Source organism: Cupriavidus sp. CP313 (genome assembly GCF_054072015.1).
In genome coordinates this window covers 77,871-93,708 of sequence record NZ_JBSVZB010000024.1, presented here as the reverse complement: position 1 = coordinate 93,708, position 15,838 = coordinate 77,871, and the positions used below count along the sequence as shown (strand labels likewise).

15 protein-coding genes are annotated in these 15,838 nt (G+C 68.5%); 10 read left to right on the top strand and 5 right to left on the bottom strand.

Features of this window, described 5'->3' with window-relative positions; genetic code table 11:
* Positions 1 to 25 precede the first annotated feature (25 nt).
* From ACW4E8_RS28120 to gatC, 4 genes are all read right to left on the bottom strand, one after another.
* The gene (locus ACW4E8_RS28120) at positions 26 to 1,117 is read right to left on the bottom strand and encodes a dienelactone hydrolase family protein (protein ID WP_456807497.1); all 1,092 of its coding nucleotides are present in this window, start codon (positions 1,115 to 1,117) and stop codon (positions 26 to 28) included.
* 17 nt (positions 1,118 to 1,134) lie between these two features.
* On the bottom strand, positions 1,135 to 1,620 hold the full coding sequence (locus tag ACW4E8_RS28115) for a hypothetical protein (RefSeq protein ID WP_456807496.1): 486 nt from the start codon (positions 1,618 to 1,620) through the stop codon (positions 1,135 to 1,137).
* On the bottom strand, positions 1,617 to 3,122 hold the full coding sequence (gene gatA, locus ACW4E8_RS28110) for an Asp-tRNA(Asn)/Glu-tRNA(Gln) amidotransferase subunit GatA (protein ID WP_456807495.1): 1,506 nt from the start codon (positions 3,120 to 3,122) through the stop codon (positions 1,617 to 1,619). The genes ACW4E8_RS28115 and gatA overlap by 4 nt, the downstream gene beginning before the upstream one ends.
* A 91-nt stretch (positions 3,123 to 3,213) precedes the next feature.
* On the bottom strand, positions 3,214 to 3,513 hold the full coding sequence (gene gatC, locus ACW4E8_RS28105; RefSeq protein ID WP_035819367.1) for an Asp-tRNA(Asn)/Glu-tRNA(Gln) amidotransferase subunit GatC: 300 nt from the start codon (positions 3,511 to 3,513) through the stop codon (positions 3,214 to 3,216).
* Between the two features lie 603 nt (positions 3,514 to 4,116).
* Between gatC and ACW4E8_RS28100 the strand changes: the two genes are divergently transcribed.
* From ACW4E8_RS28100 to ACW4E8_RS28070, 7 genes are all read left to right on the top strand, one after another.
* A complete protein-coding gene (locus ACW4E8_RS28100; protein WP_008648066.1) occupies positions 4,117 to 5,160 on the top strand; it encodes a rod shape-determining protein in 1,044 nt (347 codons plus the stop codon).
* Positions 5,161 to 5,356: 196 nt separating this feature from the next.
* Complete coding sequence (mreC, locus tag ACW4E8_RS28095) at positions 5,357 to 6,322, top strand: rod shape-determining protein MreC (protein WP_114136036.1); 966 nt, start codon at positions 5,357 to 5,359, stop codon at positions 6,320 to 6,322.
* The gene (gene mreD / locus ACW4E8_RS28090; RefSeq protein ID WP_035819372.1) at positions 6,319 to 6,831 is read left to right on the top strand and encodes a rod shape-determining protein MreD; all 513 of its coding nucleotides are present in this window, start codon (positions 6,319 to 6,321) and stop codon (positions 6,829 to 6,831) included. The genes mreC and mreD overlap by 4 nt, the downstream gene beginning before the upstream one ends.
* Before the next feature lie 61 nt (positions 6,832 to 6,892).
* On the top strand, positions 6,893 to 9,181 hold the full coding sequence (gene mrdA / locus ACW4E8_RS28085; protein ID WP_456807494.1) for a penicillin-binding protein 2: 2,289 nt from the start codon (positions 6,893 to 6,895) through the stop codon (positions 9,179 to 9,181).
* A gap of 11 nt (positions 9,182 to 9,192) precedes the next feature.
* Positions 9,193 to 10,335: a rod shape-determining protein RodA gene (gene rodA, locus ACW4E8_RS28080; RefSeq protein WP_456807493.1), complete on the top strand. Its 1,143-nt coding sequence runs from the start codon at positions 9,193 to 9,195 to the stop codon at positions 10,333 to 10,335.
* A gap of 89 nt (positions 10,336 to 10,424) precedes the next feature.
* Positions 10,425 to 11,111 carry a DUF484 family protein gene (locus ACW4E8_RS28075; RefSeq protein ID WP_456807492.1) on the top strand — a complete coding sequence of 229 codons (687 nt, stop codon included), beginning with the start codon at positions 10,425 to 10,427 and terminating at the stop codon, positions 11,109 to 11,111.
* Positions 11,112 to 11,136: 25 nt separating this feature from the next.
* Positions 11,137 to 12,216, top strand: coding sequence for a tyrosine recombinase XerC (locus tag ACW4E8_RS28070; protein WP_456807491.1), 1,080 nt, complete (start codon positions 11,137 to 11,139; stop codon positions 12,214 to 12,216).
* Position 12,217: 1 nt separating this feature from the next.
* Here the strand turns inward: ACW4E8_RS28070 and ACW4E8_RS28065 are convergent, their stop codons facing one another.
* Positions 12,218 to 13,174, bottom strand: coding sequence for a transcriptional regulator GcvA (locus ACW4E8_RS28065; protein ID WP_456807490.1), 957 nt, complete (start codon positions 13,172 to 13,174; stop codon positions 12,218 to 12,220).
* A 248-nt stretch (positions 13,175 to 13,422) separates the two neighbouring features.
* On the opposite strand from ACW4E8_RS28065, the gene ACW4E8_RS28060 reads away from it, so the two are divergent.
* From ACW4E8_RS28060 to lipA, 3 genes are all read left to right on the top strand, one after another.
* Positions 13,423 to 13,791: a DUF2917 domain-containing protein gene (locus ACW4E8_RS28060; protein WP_456807489.1), complete on the top strand. Its 369-nt coding sequence runs from the start codon at positions 13,423 to 13,425 to the stop codon at positions 13,789 to 13,791.
* 170 nt (positions 13,792 to 13,961) lie between these two features.
* The gene (gene lipB, locus ACW4E8_RS28055) at positions 13,962 to 14,717 is read left to right on the top strand and encodes a lipoyl(octanoyl) transferase LipB (RefSeq protein ID WP_456807488.1); all 756 of its coding nucleotides are present in this window, start codon (positions 13,962 to 13,964) and stop codon (positions 14,715 to 14,717) included.
* 40 nt (positions 14,718 to 14,757) lie between these two features.
* The gene (gene lipA, locus ACW4E8_RS28050) at positions 14,758 to 15,753 is read left to right on the top strand and encodes a lipoyl synthase (protein ID WP_456807487.1); all 996 of its coding nucleotides are present in this window, start codon (positions 14,758 to 14,760) and stop codon (positions 15,751 to 15,753) included.
* The last annotated feature ends 85 nt before the right edge of the window (positions 15,754 to 15,838 follow it).

Genomic DNA, 15,838 nt, shown 5'->3' with positions numbered 1-15,838 from the left:
GTTCAGTTTGGTCTTGCCCCGGCCTTCAGGGGTCGGGGCTGGCAAGCCATGAGTCGAGCTGGGCCAGCGCGGCCACGCGGGCCACCGCATCGCCGCCGACGGTGACGCCCTGGGTCTTGCGCATGCCCGCCGGTACGTCGCGGCGCATATGCAGCTCGCTGGTGCCGTCAAAGCCGTGATAGGCGCCCGGGTAGATCTCCAGCCGGAAGCGCGCGCCCGGCTGGCGCGCCAGCACCGCGCTCTGCAGCATGGCGCAGCGGGTGGCGGGCGTCCAGTCGTCGGCGCCGCCGATCATCAGCAGCATCGGCGCGCGCAGCCGGAAGTTGTGCTGCTGCACGGCGCGCTTGCAGCCCGGGTAGAACGCCACCGCGCGCTCCACCTGGGGCGTGCCGGCCGGCCACGGGCGGCTGGCATCGACGGTGGCCAGCACCGCCTGCGCGCCATTGGACCAGCCCAGCAGCACGATGCGCGCGGTGTCGACCGCCGGCTGCTGCGCCACCCAGCGCAGCGCGGCCAGCGCATCGGCGCGGCGCGTGCGGTCGTCGATGCCGCGCGTGTCGATGGGTTCGGAGCAGATGCCGTGGGGCCTGCCGCGCGCGCTGAAGCTGTCGGGCATCAGCACGGCATAGCCGCGCTCGGTCAGCCAGTGTGCGTATTCGCGGTAGCGTTGCTGCAGCAGTCCGGAAACGTCCGCCTTGTCGGTTCCCGTGGCGCCCGCTGCGCCCGCGCGCGAGGGGCGCGCGGACAGCAGGCCGCCGCAGCCGTGCAATGCCACCACCACGGGCAGCGCGCGCGGGGTGGCGCCTTCGCGCGGCAGGAACCAGTAGGCGGTCAGCGCGGGCGTGGCCGCATCGCCGCGCAGCTCGACGCGCTGCGCGGGCACGGATGCCGTGGCCGCAGATCCTGGCGCGGCCCGGCTCACCGCATTCGGCGCCAGCACGCCGGCAGGCGTCAGCGGCGCCGGCTGTGCCAGCGCGGGGGCGGGCAGGTCCGGCGTATGCGCCGCCGCGCCGGCCAGCCATGCGCCCAGCCCCAGTGCCACCGCGGCGCGCAGTACCGCCACCGCCGGGCGGGCGGTGCGCAGTGAGCGTTGCGGGGTGGCGGGTGCGTGGGTCATGGCCGGCTTCGGTGGCTTCAGCGCGTGCGGGCGCAGGCGCCGCTGCCCGGCTCGAACATCACGGGCCAGGCTTGTTCGTAGATGCCGGGGGTGCAGCGCTGCTGGCAGTTGGCGTGCGCCAGCGTAACGCGGCGCGGGTCCTGCCAGACCATCAGCTTGCAGCCGCTGCCGTCATTGGCGCGCAGCTCGATATGCGGCTTCTTCTGGACCTGGCGGAAGTCCGCCAGGTTGAAGCTGCACGAGCCGCGCTTGCCTACCCAGAGCTTCCACGACAGCTGCTGCACGCTGTTGTCCGACACGCGCAGCTGGGCGTCTTCGCGGAAACCGTCTTCCTCGGTGCGGCGGCAGTCGCCGGCCAGATCGATGTCGCGGCTGGCGATCGGAGCCGGGGGCGCAGGCCGTCCCAGCCCGCCCGGCAGCGGGATGCAGCCGGCCACCGCCGCGGCGAGCGCGGCCGCGGCCATCAGGCGCAGGGTCAGCGAGGAGCGCGCGGTCATGTTCATGCCTTGCCCGGACGGCGCAGGTGCCAGTCGGTCGCCTGCTGGAACGCGTGCGCAGTCTGCAGCAGGCGCGCTTCGTCGAAGTAGTTGCCGATCAGCTGCAGGCCCACCGGCATGCCGGCTTCGCCGAAGCCGCACGGCACGCTCATGCCGGGCAGGCCGGCCAGGCTGGTGGACAGCGTGAAGATGTCGGCCAGGTACATCTGCACCGGGTCCGAGGTCTTTTCGCCCAGCTTCCACGCCACCGTCGGCGCCACCGGCCCCATGATCACGTCGCATTGGGCGAAGGCGCGCTGGAAGTCGTCGGCGATGATGCGGCGGATCTTCTGCGCCTGCAGGTAGTAGGCGTCATAGTAGCCATGCGACAGCACATAGGTGCCGACCATGATGCGGCGCTTGACCTCGGCGCCGAAGCCTTCGGCGCGGCTCTTCTTGTACATGTCGAGCAGGTCGCGGTATTCGGCCGCGCGGTGGCCGTAGCGCACGCCGTCAAAGCGCGACAGGTTGGACGAGGCCTCGGCCGGCGCGATCACGTAGTACACCGGGATCGACAGCTCGGTCTTGGGCAGCGTCACCTCGACCAGCGTGGCGCCGAGCTTTTCATACTCGGCCAGCGCGGCGCGCACGGCCTGCTCGACGTCGGCCGACAGGCCCTTGCCGAAATACTCCTTCGGCAGGCCGATGCGCAGGCCGGCCAGCGGGCGCTCGGCGGTGGCGCCGGCGCGGGGCTGGCCCAGCAGGCGGGTGTAGTCCTCGTCCACCCCGCCCTGCGCGGGCGTGATGCTGGTGGAGTCCCTGGGGTCGAAGCCGGCCATGGCGTTGAGCAGCAGCGCGCAGTCTTCGGCGGTATGGGCCATCGGGCCGGCCTGGTCCAGCGACGAGGCGAAGGCGATCATGCCGTAGCGCGACACGCGGCCATAGGTCGGCTTGATGCCGGTGATGCCCGAGAACGACGACGGCTGGCGGATCGAGCCGCCGGTGTCGGTGCCGGTGGCGGCGGGGGCCAGGCCGGCGGCCACGGCCGCGGCCGAGCCGCCCGACGAGCCGCCGGGCACGCGGCTGGTGTCCCAGGGGTTCTGCACCGGGCCGAAATGCGAGTTCTCGTTGGACGAGCCCATCGCGAACTCGTCCATATTGGTCTTGCCCAGCGTGACCATGCCGGCCGCGGCCATGCGCTCGACCACGGTGGCGTCGAACGGGCTTTCATAGTTGCCCAGCATCTTCGAGCCGGCGGTGGCACGCCAGCCGCGCGTGACGAACACGTCCTTGTGCGCGATCGGCACGCCGGTCAGCGGCGCGGCCTCGCCGCGGGCGCGGCGTTCATCGGCGGCGCGCGCCTGCGCCAGGGTCCGCTCGGCATCGACGTGGATAAAGGCGTTGAGCGCGGCGGCCTGCTCGATGCGGGCCAGGTACTCGCGTGCGAGTTCCTCGGCGGAGACGGAGCGCGCGGCCAGCGCATCGGCAAGCTGGCGCAGGGAGGTCACGGAATCAGCGGAAAAGGGCATGACAGTCGGTTGGCATCAGGGGTAGCGTACTGGCGGGTGGCCGGCGGCGGACAGGCATGCACGGGTGCGTCGGGTCCGGGCCGGGCGGCGGTCATTCGATGACCTTGGGCACCAGGTACAGGCCGTCTTCGGTGGCCGGCGCGGGGCGCTGGTAGTCGGCGCGGCGGTCGGATTCGGTGACCACGTCCTCGCGCAGGCGCTGGACCATGTCGCGCACGGCCGACAGCGGGTGGGCCAGCGGCTCGATGCCGGTGGTGTCGACCGCCTGCATCTGCTCGACCAGCGAGAAAAAGTTGTTCAGCTGCGCAAGCGTCTGGGCGGCCTCGTCATCGCTGGTTTCGATGCGGGCCAGGTGGGCGATGCGCTTGACGTCGGATAGAGCGAGGGCCATGGCGTGGTGGTTCGGATGCTCGGATGCGGAGGGCGCGGGCTGCGCCGGCGGCTGGCTCATGGGGCGGCTGAGTCGCACGGCCCGTGGCCTGACCGGGGGCGCCGGAGTGGCGCCCCGGAGTCGTCGGAATTACAGGTATTTTCAGGCTGTAAACGCCCGAAGCAGCAGGAATTATAAGGTATCATTGCGAGTTACCGACCCTTGGCAACGCTTACGCCACATGGCCGCAAGCCGGCCGCTGGCCGGCGCGCTTGCGCCTGGCATCCACAGGCGCCCGAAGGGCGAACCTGGGTCCTCTGATTAGGCCTCTGCAGCCGGTCACCGCATGTCGCAAGTCATTCGACATTGTGCGCCGGTGCCTGCACATTTCCGCGAACTTTTCCGCGGGGTCTAATCAAAGGTTCCCGTAGGGCCGGCGCGCACGGTGCGCCGGCGGTGCCGTTCCCAATCCCATCCCGGCCCGGGCAGCCCCCGTGCCGGACGGCGGGCGGACCGGGAAGCCGGGAACCATTCCGTATTCAACACAACGTATTTCGTGGCCGGACCGCCCGCGGTGCCGGCCGCTTCGCCTACCCGCGAACACCACCACAGACAGGATTCCTGATGTTCGGATTTCTCCGCAGCTACTTCTCCAACGACCTGGCGATCGACCTCGGCACCGCCAACACGCTGATCTACATGCGCGACAAGGGCATCGTGCTGGACGAGCCCTCGGTCGTTGCAATCCGCCAGGAAGGCGGCCCCAACGCCAAGAAGACCATCACGGCAGTGGGCAAGGAAGCCAAGCAGATGCTGGGCAAGGTGCCGGGCAATATCGAGGCGATCCGCCCGATGAAGGACGGCGTGATCGCCGACTTCACCGTCACCGAGCAGATGCTCAAGCAATTCATCAAGATGGTGCACGACAGCAAGCTGCTGCGTCCGAGCCCGCGCATCATCATCTGCGTGCCGTGCGGCTCGACCCAGGTCGAGCGCCGCGCCATCCGCGAATCGGCGCTGGGCGCCGGCGCCAGCCAGGTCTACCTGATCGAGGAGCCGATGTCGGCCGCGATCGGCGCCGGCCTGCCGGTGTCTGAGCCGTCGGGCTCGATGGTGGTGGATATCGGCGGCGGCACCACCGAGGTGGGCATCATCTCGCTGGGCGGCATGGTCTACAAGGGTTCGGTGCGCGTGGGCGGCGACAAGTTCGACGAGGCCATCGTCAACTACATCCGCCGCAACTACGGCATGCTGATCGGCGAACAGACCGCCGAGGCCATCAAGAAGGAAATCGGCTCGGCCTTCCCGGGCTCCGAGGTCCGCGAGATGGAAGTCAAGGGCCGCAACCTGTCCGAAGGCATCCCGCGCGCCTTCACGGTGTCGTCCAACGAAATCCTGGAAGCCCTGACCGATCCGCTGAACCAGATCGTGTCGGCGGTGAAGATCGCGCTGGAACAGACCCCGCCCGAACTGGGCGCCGACATCGCCGAGCGCGGCATGATGCTGACCGGCGGCGGCGCGCTGCTGCGCGACCTGGACCGCCTGCTGGCGGAAGAAACCGGCCTGCCGGTGCTGGTGGCCGAAGACCCGCTGACCTGCGTGGTGCGCGGCTCCGGCATGGCGCTGGAACGCATGGACAAGCTCGGCAGCATCTTCTCCTACGAGTAAGAAGGACGCTCACGTGGCGATGCGCGGCCTGCCGGATCCAGCGATCAGGGCGGCGTCGCGGCGCCTCATCCGCCGGGGCCAGGCCCCGGCAGCTCCCGCCGCCCGACCGTGCCGCTCCCGTCCCCGCAAGGGACTCGGGCGCGGCACGGCGGGCGGCGGGGCGTTTCCGCGTGGGCTCCGGCCTTTGTTCGGGTAAATGGATTACTCCCCTCCGCCGCTCTTCAAGCAAGGCACCTCGGCAGTCGCCAGGCTGGTCCTCTACGTGGCCATCGCGCTGGCGCTGCTGGTGGTCGATGCCCGTTTCGACGCGCTCAGCGTGGGCCGGCAGGTTGCCGCCACCGTGCTGATGCCGGTCGAGCGCCTGGTGCTGACGCCGCGCGACGCGCTGCGCACGATGTTCGACTACGCGCAGTCGTCGGCGATGCTCGCCACCGAGAACCGCGAACTGCGCCAGAACGCCGTGCAGCAGGCCCAGGCCTCGGTGCGCCAGGCGCAGCTTGAGTCCGAGAACAACCAGCTGCGCAAGCTGCTCGGGCTGGCGCAGCAGTCGGCCACGCCGGTGACGGCCGCCGAGATCCTGTATGACGCGCGCGATCCGTACAGCCAGCGCATCGTGATCGACAAGGGCAGCCAGCACGGCCTGCGTGCCGGCTACCCGGTGATCGATGAGCGCGGCGTGGTGGGGCAGGTCACGCGCGTGTCGCCGTTCCAGTCCGAGGTGACGCTCCTGACCGACAAGGACCAGGCCATCCCCGTGCAGGTGGTGCGCAACGGCCTGCGCAGCGTGGCCTTCGGCGGCGCGCGCGCGGGCCAGCTGGACCTGCGCTTCATGGCCGCCGCCGCCGACCTGCAGCAGGGCGACCTGCTGGTGACCTCGGGCCTGGACGGCACCTACCCGCCGGGCCTGCCGGTGGCGAAGATCGTCCATATCGAGCGCAAGGCCGATACCGCGTTCTCGCGCGTGTACTGCGAGCCGGTGGCCGGCGTGCGCGCGCACCGCCAGCTGCTGGTGGTGCGCTACGACGCGGCCATCCCCGCGCGGGAAACGGTCGAAGCCAAGCCGGAGGCGCCGGTCAGGGGCGCCAAGTCCGCCGCGGCGCGCGCTGCCGCCGATAGCGCAGCAGCTGCCAAGGCCGCGCCCGCCAAGGAGGCACCACGGTGACCAATCCCCAATACCTGCTGCGGCCGGTCAATCCAGTCTTTATCGCCTTCAGCTTCGTGCTGGCGTTCCTGTTCAACCTGATGCCTTGGGGCACCACGCTGTGGGTCCCCGACATGGTGGCGCTGGTGCTGGTGTTCTGGAACATCCACCAGCCGCGCAAGGTGGGCATGGGCGTGGCCTTCCTGCTGGGCCTGCTGATGGATGTGCACGATGCACGGCTGCTGGGCGAGCACGCGCTGGCCTACACCCTGCTGGCCTACTTTGCCATCACCATCCACCGCCGCGTGCTGTGGTTCACCGTCTATACCCAGGCGCTGCACGTGCTGCCGCTGCTGTTCATCGTGCACGCGGTGCCGGTGCTGATCCGGCTGGCCATGGGCGCGCCGCTGCCGGGCTGGCAACTGTTGCTGGCGCCGGCGATCGAGGCGCTGCTGTGGCCGCTGGCCACCAGCCTGCTGCTGGCGCCGCAGCGCCGTTCGAGCGATGTCGACGAGACCCGGCCGATCTGACGCCGCTTTTCGCCATCATCCGCCACCGCCCACCACCGCCCCCTCCAGGCCACGCAGTACCATGACCGAAATCCGCAACGTCGAACTGGAAATCGGCCGCTTCCGCATCCGCGTGGCGGCCGCGGCCCTGTTCACGGTGATCTGCTTTGGCCTGCTGTTCACGCGCTTCCTGTGGCTGCAGTGGTACAAGCATGACCAGTACTCGGCCAAGGCCGAGGACAACCGCATCTCGGTGGCGCCGATCGAGCCCAATCGCGGCCTCATCATGGACCGCAACGGGATCGTGCTGGCGCGCAATTATTCGGCGTACACGCTCGAGATCACGCCGTCCAAGCTGACCGATACGCTGGACAACACCATCGAGAGCCTGTCAGGGCTGGTGGACATCCAGCAGCGCGACCGGCGCCGCTTCAAGCGGCTGATGGAAGAATCGCGCAGCTTCGAGAGCCTGCCGCTGCGCAGCCAGCTGAGCGACCAGGAAGTGGCGCGCTTCTCCGCGCAGCGCTTCCGCTTCCCGGGCGTGGACGTGCGCGCGCGGCTGTTCCGGCAGTATCCGCTGGGCGAGTCGGCCTCGCACGTGATTGGCTATATCGGCCGCATCTCGCAGCGCGACCAGGAGCGCATCGAGGCCATGGACGAGGCCAACGATGCCGAGAGCGCCAAATACGACCCGCGCAAGGACGTCGACAACTACAAGGGCTCCAATTACATCGGCAAGATCGGCCTGGAGCAGAGCTACGAGACCGAGCTGCACGGCCTGACCGGCTTCGAGGAAGTGGAAGTGAGCGCGGGCGGGCGCCCGATCCGCACGCTGTCGACCTCGCCCGCCACGCCCGGCAACAACCTGATCCTGTCGCTCGACATCCGCCTGCAGCAGCTGGCCGAGGCGCTCTACGGCGACCGCCGCGGCGCGCTGGTGGCGATCGAGCCGTCCACGGGCGACATCCTGGCCTTCGTCTCCAAGCCGACCTACGATCCCAACCTGTTCGTCGAAGGCATCGACACCAATACCTGGAACGAGCTCAACAACTCGCCCGACAAGCCACTGCTGAACCGACCGCTGCGCGGCACCTACCCGCCGGGCTCGACCTACAAGCCCTTCATGGCACTGGCGGCGCTGACCACCGGCAAGCGCACCGCGGCCTGGGGCATGTCCGATCCGGGCTTCTTCACGCTGGGCAACCACACCTTCCGCGACGACAAGCCGGGCGGACACGGCTGGGTCGACATGCACAGCTCGATCGTGCAGTCGTGCGATACCTATTACTACGCGCTGGCGCGCGACATGGGTGTCAACGCCATCCATGACTTCATGAAGCCGCTGGGTTTCGGCCAGATCACCGGCATCGACGTCGAGGGCGAAAGCCGGGGTATCCTGCCGTCGACCGAGTGGAAGCGCAAGGCCTACCGCAAGCCCGAGCAGCAGAAGTGGTATGACGGCGAGACCATCTCGCTGGGCATCGGCCAGGGCTACAACAGCTTCACCATCCTGCAGCTGGCGCAGGCCACCTCGGTGATCGTCAACAACGGCAGCGTGATGAAGCCGCACCTGGTCAAGGCCGTGGAAGACGCGGTCACGCGCAAGCGCACGCTGACGGTGCCCAAGGAAAGCTATCGGATTCCGCTCAAGCAGGCCGATATCGACGTGATCAAGCGCGCCATGGTGGCGGTGACGCACTCCGGCACGGCCGCGCGCGTGTTTGCCGGCGCGGCCTATGAATCCGCCGGCAAGACCGGCACGGCGCAGACCTACAGCCTTGGCAAGGGCGAGAAGTACAACCACCACGCGCTGGAAGAGCGCAAGCGCGACCACTCGCTGTACACCGCCTTTGCGCCATCGGACAACCCGAAGATCGCGATCGCGCTGATCGTCGAGAACGCCGGCTTCGGCGCCGCGGTGGCCGCGCCGATCGCGCGCAAGCTGATGGACTACTACCTGACCGGCAAATGGCCGGCCGAGCTGGAAGCCATCGCGCCGCCGGAAGCCGAGCGCATGGCGGGCCGCCCGCCGGTGGCTACGCCGAGCGTGTTTACCACCGGCCAGACCGCCAGCATCGCCAGCGCCACCGTGATGTCCAGCGGCGCGGCCGCCAGCGCGGTCGCCGCGGCGTCGGGCGCGCATGCCGGGGCGTCTGACGCGATCGCGGCGGCGCTGGACCCGGCCGCCATCGCACCGGCCTCGGCCGTGCAGACACTGGATGAACGCATGCTGCAGGCGCTGGGCCACAGCAAGCCGCAGGTGCCGCCGCCGGCTTCCGCGCCGGTCGTGCCGGCCAAGGCGCCCGCGCCCAAACCACGCGTCAAGCCCGTGGCTGCCAAGGCAGCCAGCGGTGCCGACGCCACTCGCTGAAGGAGACGCGCATGGATCGACGCCGCGTCCTGTCCCTGATCAAGACCGCGCTGACCGGTTTTGACAAACCACTCTCGCTGATTGTCTTCCTGCTGTTCGCCACCGGCATCGTGGCGTTGTACTCGGCCGCCATCGACATGCCGGGCCGGGTCGAGGACCAGCTGCGCAATATCCTGCTGTCGTATGTGGTGATGATGGTGATCGCCTACCTGCCCACGCAGACGCTGATGCGGGTGGCGGTGCCGATCTATACGGTCGGGGTGGCGCTGCTGATCGCGGTGGCCATGTTCGGCCTGATCCGCAAGGGCGCGCGCCGCTGGCTCTATGTCGGCATGGTGATCCAGCCGTCCGAGATCATGAAGATCTCGATGCCGCTGATGCTGGCGTGGTATTTCCAGAAGCGCGAGGGCGTGATCAAGTGGTTCGACTTCGTGGTGGCGCTGCTGCTGCTGCTGATCCCGGTCGGCCTGATCGCCAAGCAGCCTGACCTGGGCACGGCGCTGCTGGTGATGGCCGCGGGCGTGTACGTGATCTACTTCGCGGGCCTGTCGTGGCGGTTGATCCTGCCGCTGCTGGGGCTGCTGGTGGTGGCGATCACGCTGCTGATCACGTTTCAGAACGATATGTGCGCGCCGGGCGTGAACTGGCCGGTGCTGCACGACTACCAGCAGCACCGCGTCTGCACGCTGCTGGACCCGACCAGCGATCCGCTGGGCAAGGGCTTCCACACGATCCAGTCGATCATCGCCATCGGCTCCGGCGGGGTCGATGGCAAGGGCTGGCTCAAGGGCACGCAGACGCACCTGGAGTTCATCCCGGAAAAGCACACCGACTTTATCTTCGCCGTGTACTCGGAAGAGTTCGGCCTGATCGGCAATGCGGTGCTGCTGGTGCTGTACCTGCTGCTGATCTTCCGCGGCCTGTTTATCGCGGCCAATGCGCCGACGCTGTTCTCGCGGCTGCTGGCGGGATCGATCACGCTGATCTTCTTCACCTATGCCTTCGTCAACATGGGCATGGTCAGCGGCATCCTGCCGGTGGTGGGCGTGCCGCTGCCGCTGATGAGCTATGGCGGCACCGCGCTGGTGACGCTGGGCGCGGGCATCGGCATCCTGATGAGCATTTCGCGGCAGAAGCGGCTGATCCAGACGTAGCGCAGCCTGCGTAAAAAGGGGGCCGCGGCTGTGCCGTCGGCCCCCTTTGCTAAACTGCCACCCACTTTACCTCTACCGGTCCACGCCCCATGAACGCCCAAGACGTTGCCGCCTACCTGCAGAGCCACCCCGAATTCTTCGAAGAACACGCCGAGCTGCTGGCCGCGGTGCAGCTGACCAGCCCGCACAGCCACCGCGCCGTGTCGCTGCAGGAGCGCCAGATGGAAATCCTGCGCGAGAAGAACAAGGGCCTGGAGCTGCGCCTGGCGGACCTGGTCCGCCACGGCCATGACAACGACCGCACCCAGCAGCGCATGCATGCCTGGCAGCTGCGCCTGCTGGCCGAAGCCGATTCGCACGCGCTGCCCTATGCGGTGCAGGACGGCCTGCAGCAGGTGTTCGACGTGCCGGCGGTGGCGCTCAGGCTGTGGGATGTCGCCGAGCAATACGTCCATATGGAAGTGGCGCAGGGCGCCAGCGAAGACCTGCGCATCTTTGCCGAAGGCCTGCGTGCGCCGTACTGCGGCAGCAACGGCGGCTTCGAGGCGGCGGGGCTGCTGGAGCGCGACGACATCACCTCGCTGGCGATGGTGACGCTGCGCGTGCCGGTGCGTGCCGGCGATGCCGAGGCCGCCTCCGACGTGCGCGGTGCCGCCTTTGGCCTGCTGGTGCTGGGCTCGCCCGATCCGCGCCGTTTCCACGAAGGCATGGGCACCGCCTACCTGTCGCAGATCGGCGAAGTCGCCGGTGCAGCGCTGCACCGGCTGCGCGACTGAGGCGCGGTGGCCCACGCCTGACGCCATGACTGCACGCCGGCCGCCCCGCAGCGTGGTTGCGGATATCGCGCCTGCCAGCGACAGCCCGCCGCCGGCACCCGAGCCGCTGGTCACGCGCTACCTCGACTGGCTGCGCGGCAGCCGCAAGCTGGCCGGGCACACGCTGACCAGCTACAGCCGCGACCTGCGCGTGCTGCAGGGGCACGCGGCGCGCTATGCGCCCGGCGTGGCCCTGCTGGCACTGCAGACCCACCATATCCGCAACTTTGCCGCGCGGCTGCATGGCGCCGGGCTGGTCGGCACCAGTATTGCGCGCACATTGTCGGCCTGGCGCGGTTTCTTCCAGTGGGCGGCGCGCCATGGCCATGGCGTCACAGTGAATCCGGTCGACGGCGTGCGCGCGCCGCGCTCGGGCCACGCGCTGCCCAAGGCGCTGTCGGTTGAGCACGCGGTGGCACTGGTCGCGCATCCTGCCGGCACGGATGCCCAGGCACTGCGCGACCATGCGGTCTATGAGCTGTTCTATTCAAGCGGGCTGCGGCTGTCCGAGCTGGTGCAGCTGGACCTGCGCTATGCCGATGCCGACGGCTATCGCTCCAGCGGCTGGCTCGACCTGGCCGGGGCGGAAGTCACCGTGACCGGCAAGGGTTCGCGCCAGCGCTCGGTGCCGGTCGGCAGCAAGGCCATCGAGGCGCTGCGCGCCTGGCTGGCGGTGCGTGACACGCTGCTGCGCCCCGGCGCCTTGCCGGAAGATGCCCACGCCCTGTTTCTCGGCCCGCGCGGGCGGCGCCTGTCGATGCGCACGGTGCAGTTGCGGCTCAAGCAACAGGCGCTGCGCGCCGGCGTGCCGGCCGATGTGCATCCGCATATGCTGCGGCATTCGTTTGCCACCCACGTGCTGCAGTCGTCGGGCGACCTGCGCGCGGTGCAGGAGATGCTGGGCCATGCCAGCATCTCGACCACGCAGGTCTATACCGCGCTCGATTTCCAGCACCTGGCGAAGGTCTACGACAAGGCCCATCCCCGTGCGGGCCGGGCGCGCGCCAAGCCGGCGGCGGACGCAGCCGCCGACCCCGGCGATCCAGCCGAAGCGTCGGAAGACTAGTTCACTCCCACTGCGCCAGCACCCCGCGGAAGCGCTCGATCTCCGGCAGCAGCCAGCCGCGGAACGCCTGCACCTTGGGCAGGTTCAGCGAGCCCGGCGCGCATACGAAGTACAGCAGCCACGGGCAGGGGATGCTGACATCAAAGAGCCGCACCACGCGCCCGGCCAGCAGGTCGTTGTAGGCCAGCGACGAGCGGATCAGGGCAATGCCGTGGCCTTCGGACGCGGCCTGCAGCAGCAGCGAAGAGTCTTCCAGCAGCAGCCCCTTGCGCGGCTCGGGCCAGTCCAGCCCGGCGGCCTCGAACCACGGCTTCCACGGATCGCCCTCGCCGCGCAGCAGCGGCAGCCCGGCCATGTCCTGTGGCCGTTCGGGCAGGCGTCCGCCATTGAAGGCGGGGCTGCAGACCGGGAAGAAGACGTCGTCCAGCAGCCGTTCCACGTACAGCCCGGGATAGTCGCCGCTGCCCATGCGCAGCGCGATATCGACCTCCTCATGCGCGAAGCTGACCAGCGTGTTCGAGGACAGCAGTTCGACATCCAGCTCCGGGTGGCGCTCGATAAAGCTGCCGATGCGCGGCGTCAGCCAGCGCGCGGCAAACGATGGCATGGTGCTGATGGTCAGGCGCTTGTCGCGGTTGCCGGCCTGCAGCGCGTGCGTGGCATCGGCGATCTGCAGCAGCGCGTCGCGCACGCGCTCGGCATAGAGGCGCCCCGACGGCGTCAGCGCGACGCGCTTGCCGTGGCGCTCGAACAGCGGCATGCCCAGCTCTTCTTCCAGCGCGCGGATCTGGTGGCTGACCGCGCCGTGCGTGACAAACAGCTCCGTGGCCGCGCGCGAAAAGCTCTCATGCCGCGCCGCGGCCTCGAAGGCGCGCAGCGCGGTCAGCGCCGGCAGTCGCGGCAGCTCGCGGTGCCAGCCGCGTGGCAGGTCCTTTTCCCAGGCGCTCTTCCAGGCCATGGTCGTCTCCAGGCGGTCGTGTGTATGTGAATTTGTCTAACAAGAACCAGGAAAATATATCGTTTTGATAGTGGTCGGACAATCACTAATATTCCATCACCGGCCCCCGCAGTAGTCATTTACTTCACGGCGATATTCATAGGATTTAACTGGCCTGGTCCCCTTGCCGGGCCAGTTCCGGTGCCCCGCTGCGAATTCGTACTGTGCCTGGCGTATCCCCGCCGAGGCCGGCTGAACGGAGAACCACCATGAAAACCGTGCTCACAACGACTGTGTTCACCCTGAATCCTGGCGAAGTCACCACGCTGTCGGTGCATGCTGCCCAGCGCCTGCATGTCGAAGAGGCCCGCGGCACCGACGTATGGCTGACCCGCGAGAAAGATTCAGAGGACTACTGGCTGCGTTGTGGCGGCAGCCTGCTGCTGCGCTCGGGTGACGAGGTGGTGCTGAGCGTTGACCCGCGTGCGCTGCAACCGGTGCGCCTCGCCCTGATCGCGGAGGCCCGCCGCCCGGCGCTGGCGCTGGCTGACGTGCCGCACCTGGTGTACCGCAGCCTGCGCCGCCTGGTTCGAGGCACGGAGTGGACGCCTAACCAGGACCAGGTCACCGCATCCTGAGGCAAAGGCCGACGGGGCATCGTCCGCATCACACCGCGACCGCGGGCAACTTCGTCTGGTCTGGTCGCGTGACGCATCGGACCATTCCCGCCGGACGACGCCCTGAGCGGGCAACAGAAGTGACCGAGGCAGGGCCGGCGCAAGCCGGCCCTTTTCGTTACACTCTCGCCATGCATCCGATTCAAGTCATCGAACGCGGCCGCGAGGACTATCAGCCGTGTTTCGACGCGATGCGCGCCTTCACCGCCGCACGCACGCCCGAGACGCCCGACCAGGTCTGGCTGGTCGAGCATCCGCCGGTCTACACGCTGGGCCAGGCGGGCGATCCCGCACACCTGCTGTCGCCGGATGACAACATCCCGGTCGTGCAGATCGACCGTGGCGGACAGATCACATATCACGGTCCCGGCCAGGTCGTGGCCTACCTGCTGCTCGATTTGCGCCGCCGCCACCTGATGGTGCGCGAACTGGTGCACGGCATCGAGCAGGCGGTGCTGGACACGCTCGCAGCGTATAATCTCGCAGCCGAACGCAAGCCCGGCGCCCCCGGCATCTACCTGTCCGACGGGCCGCACCAGGGCGCCAAGATTGCCGCGCTCGGCCTCAAGATCCGCAACGGCTGCAGCTACCACGGCGTCAGCCTCAACGTGCAGATGGACCTGTCGCCGTTCCTGCGCATCAATCCCTGCGGCTATGCCGGGCTGGAAACAGTCGACATGGCCACCGCGGGCGCCACCTTCGCGGCGGCGGATGCCAACGGCGCCCCCTTGCCCGTGACCGCGGCACAACAACCGGAAATCGCACAGCGCCTGGCGGCAGCATTGTGCGAGGTGCTGGCAGCGCACGAAGCCCGCGCGCTGGCTGCCGAAGGAACTGCCGCCCCGGCTGAAGCGAAGCAGCCGAGTGAGACGGCCCTGGCCTCCTAGTCAAAAGCGAAATGCACGCTGAGCGCGTGCGGAGAAATGTATGAGCGACGCCCTGATCGCCACTTCCAGCGAAGCCCCGCAGTCCCCCGCGGAGCAGTACGACCCGACCCGCAAGCAGAAGTCGGCCGACAAGACCGCACGCATCCCCATCAAGATCGTGCCGGCCGAAAAGCTCAAGAAGCCGGACTGGATCCGCGTGAAGGCCGCCACCGGCAATTCGCGTTTCTATGAGATCAAGGACATCCTGCGCGCCAACAACCTGGTGACGGTGTGCGAGGAAGCCAGCTGCCCCAATATCGGCGAGTGCTTCGGCAAGGGCACCGCCACCTTCATGATCATGGGCGACAAGTGCACGCGCCGCTGCCCGTTCTGCGACGTGGGCCACGGCCGCCCCGATCCGCTGGATGTGAACGAGCCGGGCAACCTTGCCCGCACCATCGCCCAGCTCAAGCTGAACTACGTCGTGATCACCAGCGTCGACCGCGACGACCTGCGTGACGGCGGCGCCCAGCACTATGTCGACTGCATTTCGCAGACGCGCGAGCTGTCGCCCATTACCCGCATCGAAGTGCTGGTGCCCGACTTCCGTGGCCGCCTGGACAAGGCGCTGGACATCCTGCAGGCGTGCCCGCCGGACGTGATGAACCACAACATGGAAACCGTGCCGCGCCTGTACAAGCAGGCCCGCCCGGGCGCGGACTATGCGCACTCGCTCAAGCTGCTGCAGGAATTCAAGCGCCGCAACCCCAACGTGCCGACCAAGTCCGGCCTGATGGTGGGCCTGGGCGAGACCGACGAGGAAATCCTCGAAGTCATGCGCGACATGCGCGCCCACGATATCGACATGCTGACCATCGGCCAGTACCTGGCGCCGTCCAACCACCACCTGCCGGTGCTGCGCTACGTGCATCCCGATACGTTCAAGATGTTCGAGGAAGAGGCCTACAAGATGGGCTTCACCCACGCTGCGGTGGGCGCGATGGTGCGGAGTTCGTACCATGCTGACCAGCAGGCGCATCAGGCGGGGTTTGCCTGAACGACAGCGCTGCACACTGATCGAGACGAGACGGCCGGGATTTCCCGGCCGTTTTTCTTTGGTGCCCAGCCATGGTGCAGCCGGT

What these genes read in the sequence shown, in the direction of transcription:
- ACW4E8_RS28120 (WP_456807497.1), bottom strand. Translation starts at nt 1,117, where the DNA reads ATGACCCACGCACCCGCCACCCCGCAACGCTCACTGCGCACCGCCCGC.
- ACW4E8_RS28115 (WP_456807496.1), bottom strand. Translation starts at nt 1,620, where the DNA reads ATGAACATGACCGCGCGCTCCTCGCTGACCCTGCGCCTGATGGCCGCG.
- gatA (WP_456807495.1), bottom strand. Translation starts at nt 3,122, where the DNA reads ATGCCCTTTTCCGCTGATTCCGTGACCTCCCTGCGCCAGCTTGCCGAT.
- gatC (WP_035819367.1), bottom strand. Translation starts at nt 3,513, where the DNA reads ATGGCCCTCGCTCTATCCGACGTCAAGCGCATCGCCCACCTGGCCCGC.
- ACW4E8_RS28100 (WP_008648066.1), top strand. Translation starts at nt 4,117, where the DNA reads ATGTTCGGATTTCTCCGCAGCTACTTCTCCAACGACCTGGCGATCGAC.
- mreC (WP_114136036.1), top strand. Translation starts at nt 5,357, where the DNA reads ATGGATTACTCCCCTCCGCCGCTCTTCAAGCAAGGCACCTCGGCAGTC.
- mrdA (WP_456807494.1), top strand. Translation starts at nt 6,893, where the DNA reads ATGACCGAAATCCGCAACGTCGAACTGGAAATCGGCCGCTTCCGCATC.
- rodA (WP_456807493.1), top strand. Translation starts at nt 9,193, where the DNA reads ATGGATCGACGCCGCGTCCTGTCCCTGATCAAGACCGCGCTGACCGGT.
- ACW4E8_RS28075 (WP_456807492.1), top strand. Translation starts at nt 10,425, where the DNA reads ATGAACGCCCAAGACGTTGCCGCCTACCTGCAGAGCCACCCCGAATTC.
- ACW4E8_RS28070 (WP_456807491.1), top strand. Translation starts at nt 11,137, where the DNA reads ATGACTGCACGCCGGCCGCCCCGCAGCGTGGTTGCGGATATCGCGCCT.
- ACW4E8_RS28065 (WP_456807490.1), bottom strand. Translation starts at nt 13,174, where the DNA reads ATGGCCTGGAAGAGCGCCTGGGAAAAGGACCTGCCACGCGGCTGGCAC.
- ACW4E8_RS28060 (WP_456807489.1), top strand. Translation starts at nt 13,423, where the DNA reads ATGAAAACCGTGCTCACAACGACTGTGTTCACCCTGAATCCTGGCGAA.
- lipB (WP_456807488.1), top strand. Translation starts at nt 13,962, where the DNA reads ATGCATCCGATTCAAGTCATCGAACGCGGCCGCGAGGACTATCAGCCG.
- lipA (WP_456807487.1), top strand. Translation starts at nt 14,758, where the DNA reads ATGAGCGACGCCCTGATCGCCACTTCCAGCGAAGCCCCGCAGTCCCCC.